The following is a 12,846-nucleotide window of genomic DNA, read 5'->3' on the forward strand; positions in this document are numbered from 1 at the left end:
GCCTCAAGTCGGGCTACGCCCTCCCTCCGACACACGAACGACGCAACGTCTCACCCAGATTGTCGCGGAATCTCATCTTGATTGTCGTGCCGCAACTAAGGCCGCTTCCGCCTTTCTTCCTCTGATACACAGGATATCAATCTGATGAGTGAACTTCTTCTCAATACGGCGGAACTGGTCACGGTTCTGCCACCGCGTGATCGCGCTGAAGCTTTCTTGCGCAATCGCTATTTTGGCACGACGGTGCTTTCCGAGCAGGAAGAGATCGTCTTCGACAAGATCCTGCCGGATCGTGAGCTTGCCCCGTTCGTGCACCCCGATGTACCGGGCAAGGATGCGGCCAACCGCGGCTTCCAGGCCACCAGCCTGAAGCCCGCCTATGTCAAACCGCAAAACACGTTGCGTCCATCGGGCAGCCTGATCCGAATGCCGGGTGAGCGTCCCGGCGGGGCGATGTCACCGGAACAGCGTCATGCCTATAATATCGCTCAGATCATTGATGATCAGGACATGCGCATCACCCGGCGCGAAGAGCATATGTGTTCGGAAGTCATCCGCACCGGCAAGGTGATTGTCGAAGGGGAGAACTACCCGACCCAGACCGTTGACTTCCAGCGCGATGCAGCTTTGACAATCGCGCTTTCCGGCGCGGCCCGCTGGGGTGAAAGCGGTGTCGATCCTTATGATGATGTCGAAAACTGGATTGAACTTCTGGCGCTGACGTCCGGCTTTACCGGTCGTGAGGTTGTGCTGGGGCCGGGGGCAGCGACGCTGCTTAAACGCTCCGAACGCTTCCAGAAGATCCTTGATAACCGTCGCCAGGCCGGTGGCAGCATGGAGTTTGGGCCGGTCTCGACCGGGGCGGAAGGCAAATACTCTGCTGTGCTTGGTCAGATCGGCGAGATCACGTTCATTCAGTATTCGCAAAGCTACACGCTGGGTGGCGTCAAAGGCAATTTCTGGCCGTCTTATGGTGTTGGTGTCATCGATCCGCAGGGCTTTATGGGCCACTTCGGTTATGGCGCTATTCTGGATGATCAGGCTTTGCTGCCGATGGAGCGTTTTCCGGACATGTGGCGGGAGAAAAACCCCTCGCGCACGGTGCTGCAGACGCAGGCCGCGCCGTTGCCGATTGCGCCGGATCCTGATGCCAGCCTGTTTGCGCTGGTTCGCTGATGGTCCCGGGCGGGCTTGAGGCCTGCCCACCAATCTCCCGTGAAAAAAGCAGAGTTAAAACAATGGCGAATACACGCAAGTTCAATACGACCGTGAAGCTCGGGTCCAAAATCTATGCGCCGGGTGAAGATGTGCCGATCTCCAAGAATGGTCTGAGTGAAGCGGATGCTGACAATCTCGATCATGTCTTTGGCAAGTGGCGGGCACCGGAGGGCGATGCTGTCGACAAACGCATCACCGCACTGACGGAAGAACGGGACGTTCTGGTCGATCAGATCACTGCGCTGAAGGCGGATGCAAAGCCGTTGGCCGATCTGAAGGCAGAACGCGACAGTCTTGCCGAACAGGTTCACGCTTTGACGGAAGAGCGCGATGAACTGACCAGGGAGCGCGATCAGGCGTTAGAGGATAATGCCACGCTGTCGGAAGCGCTGAAAGCACTTCAGGACGCGGATCAGGACGGTGATACCGGGAAGGATGGCGGTAAAGCATGAGGATCCATCGGCCAGCCGTCTTTGCCGGAATGGGACCGGCCTTTGCGGGCGCGTTCGGCAATGTCGATTGCCGGTTCACCATCGATGGTTTGATGCAGCCTGAAACATGTCGCGGGATCCTGCGGCAGAAACGTGAGCTGGAGTTTGCGGATGAATATGGGCGGCAGGACGTTGAGGCGGTCACGCATGTTCTGTCCGTTTCGGCGACAGGCCTTGAAGCGCTCGAGAGTGAGCGCGATCAGGTCGAGATCAAAGGTACAATCTATGGGGTCCGCAACGTCTTAGATGATGGCCGGGCCATGCTGAAAATCTGGCTTCGCGGGGATATCTGATGGCTCATATGCGCACGAAAATCTTTGATGCGATCATCGCCCGCCTGTCAGCCATTCCGGAATTTTCTGGGTCTGGCAAGGTCAAACGCGCCCGCACAAGCGCTATTCGCGAAAGCCAGCTTCCGGCGCTGACAGTCACGTGGGCTGAGCATCAGGAAACGGCCGAAATTCGGCCCTGCGCCTGGCCGAATGGCGAGGATGGTTACGACCGGCGGTTGCCGATTGATGTCATTGCACACTTCCAGACGGAAGAGCCGGATATCGAGTTCGACCGGATTGCCGTGCTGGTGGAGGCCACGCTCGGACAAGCGATCAAGCTCGATGGGCTGGTGATTGAACTGACGCTTTCAGAAAGCCGAAGCTTTATTGATCGCTCGACCGGCATTGCCCTTGGTGTCGGGGCGCTGACCTTTGTGGCGGATTACAAGACGCTGGCGGGTGATGCGGAGATGGGGGCTGCTGCAGCTGAATCAAATTAGCTACCGCTAACTTTCTGTCGATGGTTGGGCTTTCCAAATGGCATTTCCAGCCACTTCCGAAAAGGGACGTTTCCAATTGATGTGGTATAGCGCAGAACGAACTGGTTTTGCGTCTTTAGGGTCAAAAAAGACCAAGTTAGACGAGTAAATATGGTCTTCGTCTTCAGTTTGCTGATCGTCACGCCAGCCAGGAGACCAAAATGATGTGCGATAAGCCAGTCCATCGAATCCGTTTTGTTGAAATGCGGAGGCAATGAGATTGCAAGCTCGATAGTGTAGTTCTCGTTCATCATCTGAAACTCGACGCGACACAAACTCTGCGGTTCGAGCAAGCAGCCAAAGCTCAAGATCATCTTCTGATGGATCGTCTTCGAGTAGAACTCTCAACGGCTCTTTCTTAATGCGCAGAAGTGTTCCTAAGCGGAGCGGTCGACAAGTTGTGAAGGTGCCGATCGTACAGATATCAGTGTAACTTGCACGTACTTCTGCCAGCGCTACTTCTCGCTTTGTGGCTAAATAAAGCACTGAGCTTTTGGGTGCGTTGAAGCGCCCGATTTTGGAGTTGCCCGATGGAGGAGCCGCTATATCGCTTTTTATGTAAGGATAGAAATCTAATCTTCCTGCCTCAGGTACTTCTTCCTCTATGCAGCCTTTTCTTGCGCGAAATGCTGGAAATCCAGCACCAATATTTTCTTCGTCTTTGTGTTTAATAACAGCAGAGACAATTCGTTCTGCTACTTCACAAGCAAAACGTAAGTCTGACACACCGCCTCTCTGCAGCGCAGTTGTTAGGCTATCTGGGGTGTATTTTGGTGGCACCATGGCAAAATGAACTCCGATACATGTGAAAATAAGTTGAGCTGTCATCTATAAAAAACGATCTAACACCATGCGAATTCAATAGATGGTGAATCGACTGCACCCTGCATTCTCAAACATATCGACCCGTGTGCCTCATCACCATCGAAACTGTGGCCGCTCGGGCATTTAGTAATCACTCGGTCATCGAATTGTTTGTCATTCTCTTTACTTCTGATGGGTTCTGAGAACCGACAACATTGGCGTCGTTTGCTGAGGCAAATACCTTCATTCACTAAAAAGGGATAACAGATCATGGCACTTGGCCGCGAACTGATCATCAAACGTAAAAGCAGCTCTGAGGCGTTCGACATCGTCTGCGTTGTCGAGCAGCGTTCGCTCAACATCAACAATGAGGAGGTCGATACGACCAAGCCTGAGTGTGAAAACCCCGGCGGGGTTCTCAAATACTCATCAATCGGCGGGGTTCAGTCGGTGCGCTGGTCCGGTTCGGGGGCCTATGTATCCAGTGCAACGCAGGCGCTGGTGTTGCAGGATATTCTGGGGCAGACCAAGAGCGAATATCAGGTGACAGTACCGTCTGTGGGAACGTTTGAAGGCCCGATGACGATGATTTCGGCAAACTTCCAGGGGGATAAATCCGGAGAACTGACCTGCGATCTGGCAGGTGTGTTTGACGGCAGCGTTGTGTTCGCGGCGGCAAGCTGATGAACGGTCTGGCAAATCCCCTTCGCGGTGAGGCTGTCGTAACGCTGGGCAAGCAGTCGGTTACGCTGGCTGTGACCTTTGGCGGTCTGATGCGGTTATCGCAGGCCATTGGCGCAAAGACGATGGATGAGATCTATCAGCGGCTTTTGGGTTTTGAGCCCTTCGCTGTGTCCTGCGCTATCCGTTGTCTTGCCGTGGCTGAAAGCGATGACCAGCGTTCGGACCTTTCCACTCGTATTCTTTCAGAACAGAATATCTCGGCGGCTGATCAGAAAAGCTGGCGGGATGGTATCGAACAGGCACTGACCGCCCATATCGAAAAGGGGCGGGCGGTTCGCGAAAGCGTCTCTGTCTCAGAAGAAGTGGAGGCGGCTGTTACCGGAAAAAAGCACCAGACAGCGTCCTGATTGCAGACCATATCAGGACGCTGTTTCAGATCGCGGTGACAGCAGAGCGGCTTCAGTGGTCGCCGTCCACCTTCTGGATGGCAACGGCCTTAGAGCTTTCCATGGCGATTGATGCCATCACTGGTCAAACGAAGTCTGCTTCGCCGGTCAGCCGTGACCGGATCCGAGTTATCATGGCCGAACACGGTTCGCAGAAATCCATTCGCAACAAGGCAGAACACCGATGAGCAGGCCGGATATTCCTGTCAGAATTGGCGCTGACGACCGTGAGTTCAGAAGTGCCATGACCCGTATTCGTCTTCAGGCGCGAACGGCGGCCAATGATACGGCCAGTTCGTTCCTGTCGATCAAGAACAAGATCGGCGGTGTCGATGGTATCTTTGGCATGCTGGCCGGTGGCCCGGGTGGTCTTGCTGCTTCGCTGGGGCTTGGCTCATTTGTCGCTGCCACACAGCAGGCGGTTGACTCTGTTGCCAACCTTGGCAAAGCCGCCAAAACGGCAGGCATAGAGTTTGAGGCATTTCAGGAGCTGCGCTATGCGGCCGTGAAGAACAAGGTTGAAGTTGATGCCCTGACCGACGGCCTGAAAGAGATGCAGCTTCGTGCTGATGAGTTCATCAAAACCGGAGGCGGCCCAGCGGCAGAATCGTTTCAGCGTCTCGGCCTGTCTGCCCGTCAGCTGACGCGGATGCTGGAGGATCCTGCATCAATGTTTGAAAAACTGATCGGCAAGATCAGACAGCTTGATCGTGCGGCACAGATCCGTGTTCTGGATGAAATGTTCGGCGGGACAGCGGCTGAACAGTTTACCTCGCTTATGGATGAGGCCGGTCAGAGCATTTCCGATGCCCGTCAGGAAGCCCGCGACATGGGCGCTGTGATGGATGATGAGCTGTTGCGCAAGGCCGAAGATGTCAACGCGGAATGGGATGCCATGGCGCTGGTGATCGGAACCCGCGTCAAAGGCAGCCTGGTCGAAATCGCTGATCTGGTTTCCGGCCTGATTACCAGCCTTGGCCAGTTCACCAGCCAGCTTGACGAAACATTGCAGAAGGCTGGCAATGCCGGGATCTGGACTAAGATCGGAAATGGTCTCGGCATTGATATGGACCAGAACATGATCTGGGACGATGAACAGGGGTGGATCGCGTCTGGTTCAAAAAGTGGCTCGGGCTACGGTGCGTCGAAAGGCGGTCGGGTTGTCCCCGGAGCCTCGGAGCAGGAGAAGGAAGACAGCTATAATGCATTGCGCGACAAGCTTGATGCCGCGCGTGAGGTGACCGAGGAGATTGACCGGCAGAATGCACTGACAGCTGATCAGGTCGCGCTGGAGCGGGAAGTGGCGAAGCTTCGCAATCAATATGAAGAAAACGGTGCCTACTACAATGAAGATCTGTTGGTACAAAAAGCTCAGGAAACGATTGACGCCCGAAACCGCCGTCGGGAAGCAATAAAAGCCAGTCGCAGTGGCGGCGGCGGTGGTGCCGCATCGGTCGACCGGGAACGCGAAGCCGTTGAAGAGCTCATTCAGGCGCTGCAGGACGAACTGCAAATGAGCGAAATGACGGCTGAGGAAAAGAAGGTCTTCGAAAACCTGCGCCGTGCTGGTGCTGCTGCAACGGATGAGGAGCGGGCTTCGATTGAAGAGCTGACACGCGCGATTGAAGACCAGAAGGAAAAGCAGGAACAGGCCGCTGATACGGCTGATTTTTTCCGTGATACTGCCAGTGACAGTTTCATGGCGCTTATCCCGGCGATTGAGACGGGCAATGCAGCCCTCGACACACTGATCAACAAACTGATTGAGGCGGCTGCCCAGGCTGCATTATTCGGTCAGGGGCCGCTTGCCGGAATTTTCGGTGGCGGCGCCGGGATTCTGGGCGGGTTTCTGGGGGGCGGCGGATCCGGCATGACCAGGGGAGGTCTGCCGGTTTACGGAGGCTCGATCCTTTCCGTCCTGGGCTTTCCCGCCCATGAAAAGGGAACCAGCTTTGCGCAGGGTGGGGTCTCTCTTGTCGGGGAGCGTGGGCCGGAACTGGTCAACCTTCCCCGTGGTTCTGAGGTAATCCCGAACCATCGTATCGGCTCGATGATGACCAGAACCAGCGGTGCCAGCACCATCAACACTGTAAGCATTGGCGATATCAATGTTTCTGTTCCCGAAGGCACGGATCCGAAAGAGGCAGCGGCCATGGGCCGTGAATTCAGAAAACAGATCGATGCCGCCATTGATGCGCGGCTTCAGGAAAACAGCCGCGCACGCGGTATGCTGGCCGGAGGGCCGTTCTGATGGCGGACAGATTTGAACCACCAGCCTGCCCGGTGATTTCGAGCAGGAAGAATGTCACGCTCAAAACGCTCGAAACAGAATTTGGTGATGGCTATACGCAAAGGGCTGGCGCAGGGCTGAACTCGGAGAGTGTCACATTCGACGCTACGTGGCCCGGCTTGACGATTGATGAGGCTGATCAGGTTGAGGCTTTCTTCCGGAAACAGCGTGGCTATATGCCATTTGAATGGACGCTGCCGAGAGAAAGCAAGTCATGGCTCTATCGCTGCAAGTCGTGGTCGCGCAATGGTGTTGGCGGTCGCCACGACACCATCACAGCAACGATTGAACGGGTTTATGACTTATGACCCTGATTTCCGAAAACGCACAGGCACTGGCTGCTGATGATATCGTCCATCTTTATGAGCTTGACGCCTCGGTGATCGGCGGCGGGATTTATCGGTTTACGTCATCGGCGTTTGAAGATGCGCCGGTGTCGTTCGGTGGCAATGTTTTTGAGCCAACGCCGATTGAAACCGATGGCTGGGAAATGTCCTCGCAGGGCACAATGCCACGGCCAAAGTTAAAGGTCGCCAATGTGTCCGGCGTATTGTCAGCCGTCGTCAATGAATTTGGCGATCTGGTCGGCGCGACGTTTCGGCGGATCCGGACGTTTCGGCGGTTTCTCGATGGCATGGACGATGCCGATCAAGATGCACATTTCCCGGTTGACGTTTACCGGATTGAGCAAAAGACCAACCAGAACCGGGTCTATATCGAGTGGACACTGGCAGCGGCCATGGATCAGCAGGGGCGAAAATTGCCCGGTCGGCAGGTGATACAAAGCGCCTGCACGCATACCTATCGCCGCTATGATCCGGAAACCGGTTCGTTCGACTATTCAAAGGCGACGTGTCCCTATGCCGGTTCGGCCTGTTTTGATGCCAAGGGCAATACAACAGTTTCCGCGTCAGAAGATCGCTGCAGCAAGCTCTTGCAGTCCGGCTGCGTGAAGCGTTTCGGGCATGGCGATCTGCCGACACGGGCGTTTCCCGGTGTCGGGCGGGCAAACACTTAAGGAAGCTCAAAAACATGTTTGATGATGATGTTGCACGGGATGCCCGTGCGCATGCGCTCGACGTCTGGCCGCAGGAAGCCTGCGGGGTGGTCTCGGATGGTCGTTATATCCGCGTGCCGAACATTGCTGAGGATCCGGAGAACGCCTTTGAAATGCCTGCCGATGCCTGGCTGAATTATGCACCGCAAGCGGTCATTCACAGCCACAACGCAAAAATCCATCCGCATTGGCCGTCAAAGGGCGATATGGAAACACAGATCGCGACTGGCCTGCCATTCGGGATTGTCAGCTGCGACGGTGAAGTGACCACGCCGGTTTTATGGTGGGGCGATCACTGCCTCGATACGCCGCTTCTGGGCCGGTCCTTCGTGCCCGGTGTCTTCGATTGCTACGGGCTGGTGCGCAGCTGGTACTGGCAGGAACGCAGGATTCGGCTACCGGATTTTGCCCGCTCGAAAGACTGGTGGGAAGAGGGTGATCATCTGCTGACCGATCATTTTGAAGAGGCGGGCTTTACAGCAATTCATGCCAGTGAAGCCCGCCCCGGTGATGTGTTCTTCATGCGGCTGGTCTCAAAGGTACCGTGTCATTCCGGTATTTTGCTCGATGAGGGGCTTTGCCTGCATCACCTCGATGGGCGGCTGTCACGGCGTGAACCGGTCGGGCCGTGGCTGAAACGGATCACGCATTGGGTGCGCTACGGCAGATGAAGCGGAATGGCGATCAAAAACGCGCCTTCGGCCAGATCGCGGGCCACGTCATCATCTGCACGAACAGCATCCATTGACCGGGCTTCGGGCAGTGCCTCACCTTCGAGATGAAGGGCAAGGGCTTCGCTCGCATTGGTCAGAATATCGTTCCTATCGTCAGCTGCCGAAAAACAGCCGGGCACATCAGGAAAGTGCACACCGAAGGCGCTGTCGCCTTGCTGATGCACAATGGCGATGTAATACGCTAACGGCGGAGCCTCGTTATACTGTTCGCAAATCATGTGAATTCAATCTCCGGTATGGCGTCCAGCTCAGCTTTCAGTGCGGCTGCTTGTGTCTTCAGATCATAGCTTGCCTGCATGTTCAGCCAGAACTCCGGTGTCGTGCGGAAGAACTTTGCCAGCCGAAGCGCCGTGTCAGTCGTAACCGCTGTTTGTTCCGTTGCAATGCGTTCGATGCGCGTGCGCGGAACATGCAGTTGCTTTGCAAGCGCTCCGGCGCTCATGCCAAGCGGGATCAGATATTCTTCGCGCAGAATTTCGCCGGGATGGACCGGTGGCAGGGCTGTGCGCATCATTCGACCCATTACGCAGAATGACGGTGTTCGAGAAGGTATCGCACAGCCAGCCCGACATGGCGCGGTATCGGCCTGTCTTTGGCATAGTAAGCCACCTGACGCCGTGACAGTTCAAGCGCACGTGCCATACCATCCAGCGTCTGGTCGAGTTCGCTCATTGCGTTGCGGAAATCGTCATTCGTGAATTCAGCCGGGGGCAGGGCTTCAAGCCACATGGCGGAAAAGTCCAGATCATCGTTCCATTCGATGGCGTTTCGATATTCATTGATCCTGAAGGATCTGAACAGTGCATCGTCATCGCGAAGCGGTTTATAAAACCGGCGGCTTTCCAGTGCCGGGGCCAGATCGACGATCTTTTCCCGGCCATCATCAAAACGGACGAACAGCTTACGTTCGTCACGCGGCTCGACGGCTTCCAGCCGGGGCAGCCTGCGGCCAACGGAAATGACATCGTCATCACGGATTGAGGCGGTTCCACTCATTGATGAGTTGCTCCCTGTTTTCCCGGGCCCATTCAAGGGCAGCTCTCAGACTCTTTCTGTCCATGCTGCCAACCATGAGTTCAAGGCTTTCCAGAAGGATCGCCGCTTCATGGTCCGGCGTCACGACATGGAAGTGGGGGGGATTGTGATCATCGGCATAAATCTGAATGGCGATGTTTCCGATTTTGACGATGGTCGGCATTCCGGTCCCCGCATTACCGTTTAAATATAGTGCACATGGTGCACGATTTCAATTCATTGTTTTCGCTTTCGGTGATTGCCATGCTTCGTAAAATCCACCTTCACGGCGACCTCGCACGCCAGTTTGAACCGACTTATCAGCTTGATGTGTCGAGCGCAGGCGAGGCCGGAGAGGCGCTGGCATCTGTTGTGCCGGGCTTCCGGCAGTATGTGGCGGAACGAAACTTTCGCGTGCTGCGCGGCGATCCGGAAACCGGCATGGCGCTGGGGCCGGAAGATCTCGGCTTTCAGCTTGGCAATGCCGATCTGCATATCGTGCCGGTGGTCGCCGGAGCGGGCAATCGCGGGCTGGGCAAGATCATTGCCGGTGTGTTCCTGATCGGCGCGGCTTTCTTCATGCCTGCCTCACTGGCCGGTGCTGGCTTTCTGGGAACGACGGTCGGCGGGGCGATGAAGGGGCTTGGTATGGCGCTCGCCATGGGCGGTCTCGGACAGATGCTTTCACCGGCCCCGAAAGTCGCTGACAGCGGCCATGAGGATCAGGCCTCTTACCTGTTTAACGGCGGGGCCAATGTGACGACGGAAGGCGGCCCCGTGCCGCTGGTCTATGGCCGCAAATTCCGGGTCTCGCCGGTGCTGATCGCCGCAGGCCTTTCCACCGAAGATATCGCAATCTGAGTTTCGGAAACACATCATGCAACATATGCGAATTTCCGGTCACGGCGGTGGCGGGAAGGGCGGCAAAAGCGGTGGCTCCGGTGGATACAGCGAAGCCCCGAACACGCTGCGCTCAAAACAAACCATGCGGCTTTTGTTTCTGGTCAGCGAAGGTGTGACCGGTGGGCTGAAGGATGGCGCGAAGTCGATCTTCTTTGACGATGTGCCGGTGCAGAACCCGGACGGCTCGTTCAATTTTGAGGGCGGCACCTTTGAGACCCGCAACGGCTTTCCTGATCAGGCGGCCCTGTCCGGCTTTCCGGCTGTCGAGAATGAACAGGGCGTCGGTGTCGAGATCAAACAGGATCTGTCTGCCACGCGGGCCATCACCAATCTGGCGGCAACGGCGGTGCGCGTTTCCATTCAGGTGCCGCAGCTGATCTATACCGATCCGGAAAACGGCAATGTCAAAGAAAATTCGGTTGATATCGCCATCGACCGGCGCTCAGAGGCAGGTACATGGCGCGAAGTGCGCCGCGACACGATCTCGGGTAAGTGCACCTCGCCCTATGTGCGCGCCTACCGGATCCCGCTCACCGAGGCCGGGCCGTGGTATATCCGCGTGCGTCGGCTTTCCGAAGATGCCAATGGCACGACATCGAATAACCAGACCTATTGGTCATCCTATACGGTCATTGAAGATTACCGGCTGACCTATCCGGACAGTGCTGTTCTGGGTGTTACGCTGGATGCGGCTGAGTTTGGCGGCAATGCCATCCCGACCGTTTCTGTTGACTGGTCCGGCATTGAGATTGAAGTGCCCTCAAACTATGATCCGGAGGCACGGACCTATGCCGGTGTCTGGGATGGCACATTCAAGCGGGCCGTCACCGATAATCCCGCATGGATCTTTTATGATCTGGTGGTCAATGATCGTTATGGCCTCGGGCAATATGTCGATGTCGGGCAGGTGTCGAAATGGGCGCTTTATACGATTGCGCAGTATTGCGATGCACTGGTCGATGACGGTTTTGGCGGGAAAGAGCCGCGTTACACCTTCAATGGTGCGATTACTTCGCGCGATGAGGCGATCAATGTCCTGACGGCCTTTGCCGGTGTGTTCCGGGGCATGGTCTACTGGGGCACGGGTGCGGTCACTGCCGTCTGCGACAAGCCTGCCGATCCCGTGAAACTGGTGTCTCAGGCCAATGTCGTTGACGGCACATTTTCGTATCAGGGATCGGCGCTCTCGGCCCGCCATACGCAGGTGCTGGTACGCTGGTTCGATCCTGAGAACAACTATAAACCCGCCATTGAAGTGGTCGAGGATCCGGATGCGGTTGCACGGTATGGATCACGCCAGACAGAAATCCAGGCAATCGGCTGTTGCTCACGCGGGCAGGCACATCGCTATGGCGCATGGCTGCTTGACACCGAACAGCACTCGACCGAAGTCGTGACCTATCGTGCAGGGCTCGATCATGCTGACGTTGCGCCCGGTGATGTGGTTCTGGTGGCTGATCCATCCTATGCCGGTGTGCGTTATGGCGGGCGGATCAAGGCCGTTTCCGATGACCTTACGGCGGTCACGGTCGATGCGCCGGTGACACTCAGTGACGGTGAAACCTACACGCTGACAGCCGTCATGCCGGATGGTGCGCTTGCAGATCGATCCGTCACAAACGGGGCTGGTGAAACGGATGAACTGACACTGGCGGAAGCCTTGCCGGATCAGCCAGTGGCAGGAGCCATGTGGATCCTGACCGGCTCGGATGCAGCGCCGCGTCCCTTCCGGGTGTTGTCGATCACGGAAAACGACAAGCATCAGTTCGATGTCTCGGCGCTGATCTATGACGAAACCAAATGGGCAAGGGTGGAAGAGGGGCTGATCCTCGAACCGCCATCGTTTTCCACCTATCCGACCGGGCCGCTTCTGGCCCCATCGCATATCACCGTGGAAGAATATCTTTATCTGGCCGGTGGCGTATCGGTGCGTGGCGCGGTCACAATCGGCTGGTCTGCCCCGAACGATACAAGGGCGACGCTCTATGAAGTCGAATATCGGGAGCAGGGCGGGATCTGGCTCCCGGTCGGTTCCACGACAAGCGTTTCGATTGATCTGCAGGATCTCGATCCCGGTGTTTACAGCTTCCGGGTTCGTTCCGTGTTTACCGCGCTCAATCAGCGATCAAAATGGACGGTGCTTGAAGCGGTCTATCTGTCGAGCGTCCTCTCACCACCGGGCAATGTCGAACGCTTCAACATTGCTGTGATCGGGGATATGGCGACACTGACATGGTCACCGGTCGATGCCCTCAACCTGTCGCATTATGCGATCCGCTATTCGCCGGAGATGACGGGCGTGACGTGGCGCTCGTCCGGTGCCCAGCTTGATCATGTCGATGCAACAAGCGTGCAGATCCCGACACGGCCCGGCACCTATCTGATCAAGGCGGT

18 protein-coding genes are annotated in these 12,846 nt (G+C 56.4%); 13 read left to right on the forward strand and 5 right to left on the reverse strand.

Going from position 1 to position 12,846, the window contains the following annotated elements; all coding sequences use genetic code 11:
• The first annotated feature begins 144 nt into the window (after positions 1 to 144).
• From EDC90_RS19370 to EDC90_RS19385, 4 genes are all read left to right on the forward strand, one after another.
• Positions 145 to 1,176: a major capsid protein gene (locus tag EDC90_RS19370; protein WP_132314179.1), complete on the forward strand. Its 1,032-nt coding sequence runs from the start codon at positions 145 to 147 to the stop codon at positions 1,174 to 1,176.
• A gap of 62 nt (positions 1,177 to 1,238) precedes the next feature.
• Positions 1,239 to 1,670 carry a hypothetical protein gene (locus EDC90_RS19375; protein WP_132314180.1) on the forward strand — a complete coding sequence of 144 codons (432 nt, stop codon included), beginning with the start codon at positions 1,239 to 1,241 and terminating at the stop codon, positions 1,668 to 1,670.
• Positions 1,667 to 2,002: a head-tail joining protein gene (locus EDC90_RS19380; RefSeq protein WP_132314181.1), complete on the forward strand. Its 336-nt coding sequence runs from the start codon at positions 1,667 to 1,669 to the stop codon at positions 2,000 to 2,002. Before EDC90_RS19375 ends, EDC90_RS19380 begins: the two co-directional genes overlap by 4 nt.
• Entirely contained in the window at positions 2,002 to 2,481 is a 480-nt protein-coding gene (locus EDC90_RS19385; protein WP_132314182.1) for a hypothetical protein, read from the forward strand. The genes EDC90_RS19380 and EDC90_RS19385 overlap by 1 nt, the downstream gene beginning before the upstream one ends.
• Positions 2,482 to 2,487: 6 nt before the next feature.
• On the opposite strand, the gene EDC90_RS19390 is transcribed toward EDC90_RS19385, so the two are convergent.
• Positions 2,488 to 3,348, reverse strand: a complete 861-nt coding sequence (locus tag EDC90_RS19390; protein WP_132314183.1) for an RES family NAD+ phosphorylase — start codon at positions 3,346 to 3,348, stop codon at positions 2,488 to 2,490.
• 246 nt (positions 3,349 to 3,594) lie between these two features.
• On the opposite strand from EDC90_RS19390, the gene EDC90_RS19395 reads away from it, so the two are divergent.
• From EDC90_RS19395 to EDC90_RS19425, 7 genes are read left to right on the forward strand one after another with little or no spacing between them, the layout of a single operon-like run.
• Entirely contained in the window at positions 3,595 to 4,008 is a 414-nt protein-coding gene (locus EDC90_RS19395) for a phage tail tube protein (RefSeq protein WP_132314184.1), read from the forward strand.
• A complete protein-coding gene (locus tag EDC90_RS19400; RefSeq protein WP_132314185.1) occupies positions 4,008 to 4,415 on the forward strand; it encodes a hypothetical protein in 408 nt (135 codons plus the stop codon). Before EDC90_RS19395 ends, EDC90_RS19400 begins: the two co-directional genes overlap by 1 nt.
• A gap of 35 nt (positions 4,416 to 4,450) precedes the next feature.
• Positions 4,451 to 4,642: a phage tail assembly chaperone gene (locus tag EDC90_RS19405; RefSeq protein ID WP_132313602.1), complete on the forward strand. Its 192-nt coding sequence runs from the start codon at positions 4,451 to 4,453 to the stop codon at positions 4,640 to 4,642.
• Positions 4,639 to 6,705 (forward strand): phage tail tape measure protein, encoded by a 2,067-nt coding sequence (locus EDC90_RS19410; protein WP_132314186.1) that lies wholly within the window; start codon positions 4,639 to 4,641, stop codon positions 6,703 to 6,705. The genes EDC90_RS19405 and EDC90_RS19410 overlap by 4 nt, the downstream gene beginning before the upstream one ends.
• Positions 6,705 to 7,052, forward strand: coding sequence for a phage tail protein (locus tag EDC90_RS19415; RefSeq protein WP_132314187.1), 348 nt, complete (start codon positions 6,705 to 6,707; stop codon positions 7,050 to 7,052). Before EDC90_RS19410 ends, EDC90_RS19415 begins: the two co-directional genes overlap by 1 nt.
• Positions 7,049 to 7,762, forward strand: a complete 714-nt coding sequence (locus EDC90_RS19420) for a phage minor tail protein L (protein ID WP_132314188.1) — start codon at positions 7,049 to 7,051, stop codon at positions 7,760 to 7,762. The genes EDC90_RS19415 and EDC90_RS19420 overlap by 4 nt, the downstream gene beginning before the upstream one ends.
• Positions 7,763 to 7,776: 14 nt before the next feature.
• Positions 7,777 to 8,472: an NlpC/P60 family protein gene (locus tag EDC90_RS19425; RefSeq protein WP_132314189.1), complete on the forward strand. Its 696-nt coding sequence runs from the start codon at positions 7,777 to 7,779 to the stop codon at positions 8,470 to 8,472.
• Here EDC90_RS19425 and EDC90_RS19430 read toward each other — a convergent pair.
• From EDC90_RS19430 to EDC90_RS19445, 4 genes are read right to left on the reverse strand one after another with little or no spacing between them, the layout of a single operon-like run.
• Complete coding sequence (locus EDC90_RS19430) at positions 8,460 to 8,753, reverse strand: type II toxin-antitoxin system HicB family antitoxin (RefSeq protein WP_132314190.1); 294 nt, start codon at positions 8,751 to 8,753, stop codon at positions 8,460 to 8,462. The genes EDC90_RS19425 and EDC90_RS19430 overlap by 13 nt on opposite strands.
• Positions 8,750 to 9,046, reverse strand: coding sequence for a HigA family addiction module antitoxin (locus EDC90_RS19435; RefSeq protein ID WP_132314191.1), 297 nt, complete (start codon positions 9,044 to 9,046; stop codon positions 8,750 to 8,752). The genes EDC90_RS19430 and EDC90_RS19435 overlap by 4 nt, the downstream gene beginning before the upstream one ends.
• A gap of 11 nt (positions 9,047 to 9,057) precedes the next feature.
• Positions 9,058 to 9,531 (reverse strand): DUF2442 domain-containing protein, encoded by a 474-nt coding sequence (locus tag EDC90_RS19440; RefSeq protein ID WP_132314192.1) that lies wholly within the window; start codon positions 9,529 to 9,531, stop codon positions 9,058 to 9,060.
• Positions 9,506 to 9,733, reverse strand: a complete 228-nt coding sequence (locus EDC90_RS19445) for a DUF4160 domain-containing protein (protein WP_132314193.1) — start codon at positions 9,731 to 9,733, stop codon at positions 9,506 to 9,508. Before EDC90_RS19445 ends, EDC90_RS19440 begins: the two co-directional genes overlap by 26 nt.
• An 80-nt stretch (positions 9,734 to 9,813) precedes the next feature.
• On the opposite strand from EDC90_RS19445, the gene EDC90_RS19450 reads away from it, so the two are divergent.
• Both EDC90_RS19450 and EDC90_RS19455 read left to right on the forward strand, forming a co-directional pair.
• Positions 9,814 to 10,410, forward strand: a complete 597-nt coding sequence (locus EDC90_RS19450) for a tail assembly protein (protein WP_132314194.1) — start codon at positions 9,814 to 9,816, stop codon at positions 10,408 to 10,410.
• Between the two features lie 16 nt (positions 10,411 to 10,426).
• Positions 10,427 to 12,846, forward strand: a 2,420-nt coding sequence (locus EDC90_RS19455) for a host specificity protein J (protein ID WP_132314195.1), incomplete at its 3' end; no start/stop codon positions are given.

The organism is Martelella mediterranea, assembly GCF_004342225.1.
In the GTDB taxonomy this organism is placed as follows: Bacteria; Pseudomonadota; Alphaproteobacteria; order Rhizobiales; family Rhizobiaceae; genus Martelella; species Martelella mediterranea_B.

Bases quoted from the DNA above. Each gene is read 5' to 3' on its own strand.
- EDC90_RS19370 (WP_132314179.1), top strand. From the start codon at position 145: ATGAGTGAACTTCTTCTCAATACGGCGGAACTGGTCACGGTTCTGCCA.
- EDC90_RS19375 (WP_132314180.1), top strand. From the start codon at position 1,239: ATGGCGAATACACGCAAGTTCAATACGACCGTGAAGCTCGGGTCCAAA.
- EDC90_RS19380 (WP_132314181.1), top strand. From the start codon at position 1,667: ATGAGGATCCATCGGCCAGCCGTCTTTGCCGGAATGGGACCGGCCTTT.
- EDC90_RS19385 (WP_132314182.1), top strand. From the start codon at position 2,002: ATGGCTCATATGCGCACGAAAATCTTTGATGCGATCATCGCCCGCCTG.
- EDC90_RS19390 (WP_132314183.1), bottom strand. From the start codon at position 3,348: ATGACAGCTCAACTTATTTTCACATGTATCGGAGTTCATTTTGCCATG.
- EDC90_RS19395 (WP_132314184.1), top strand. From the start codon at position 3,595: ATGGCACTTGGCCGCGAACTGATCATCAAACGTAAAAGCAGCTCTGAG.
- EDC90_RS19400 (WP_132314185.1), top strand. From the start codon at position 4,008: ATGAACGGTCTGGCAAATCCCCTTCGCGGTGAGGCTGTCGTAACGCTG.
- EDC90_RS19410 (WP_132314186.1), top strand. From the start codon at position 4,639: ATGAGCAGGCCGGATATTCCTGTCAGAATTGGCGCTGACGACCGTGAG.
- EDC90_RS19415 (WP_132314187.1), top strand. From the start codon at position 6,705: ATGGCGGACAGATTTGAACCACCAGCCTGCCCGGTGATTTCGAGCAGG.
- EDC90_RS19420 (WP_132314188.1), top strand. From the start codon at position 7,049: ATGACCCTGATTTCCGAAAACGCACAGGCACTGGCTGCTGATGATATC.
- EDC90_RS19425 (WP_132314189.1), top strand. From the start codon at position 7,777: ATGTTTGATGATGATGTTGCACGGGATGCCCGTGCGCATGCGCTCGAC.
- EDC90_RS19430 (WP_132314190.1), bottom strand. From the start codon at position 8,753: ATGATTTGCGAACAGTATAACGAGGCTCCGCCGTTAGCGTATTACATC.
- EDC90_RS19435 (WP_132314191.1), bottom strand. From the start codon at position 9,046: ATGCGCACAGCCCTGCCACCGGTCCATCCCGGCGAAATTCTGCGCGAA.
- EDC90_RS19440 (WP_132314192.1), bottom strand. From the start codon at position 9,531: ATGAGTGGAACCGCCTCAATCCGTGATGACGATGTCATTTCCGTTGGC.
- EDC90_RS19445 (WP_132314193.1), bottom strand. From the start codon at position 9,733: ATGCCGACCATCGTCAAAATCGGAAACATCGCCATTCAGATTTATGCC.
- EDC90_RS19450 (WP_132314194.1), top strand. From the start codon at position 9,814: ATGCTTCGTAAAATCCACCTTCACGGCGACCTCGCACGCCAGTTTGAA.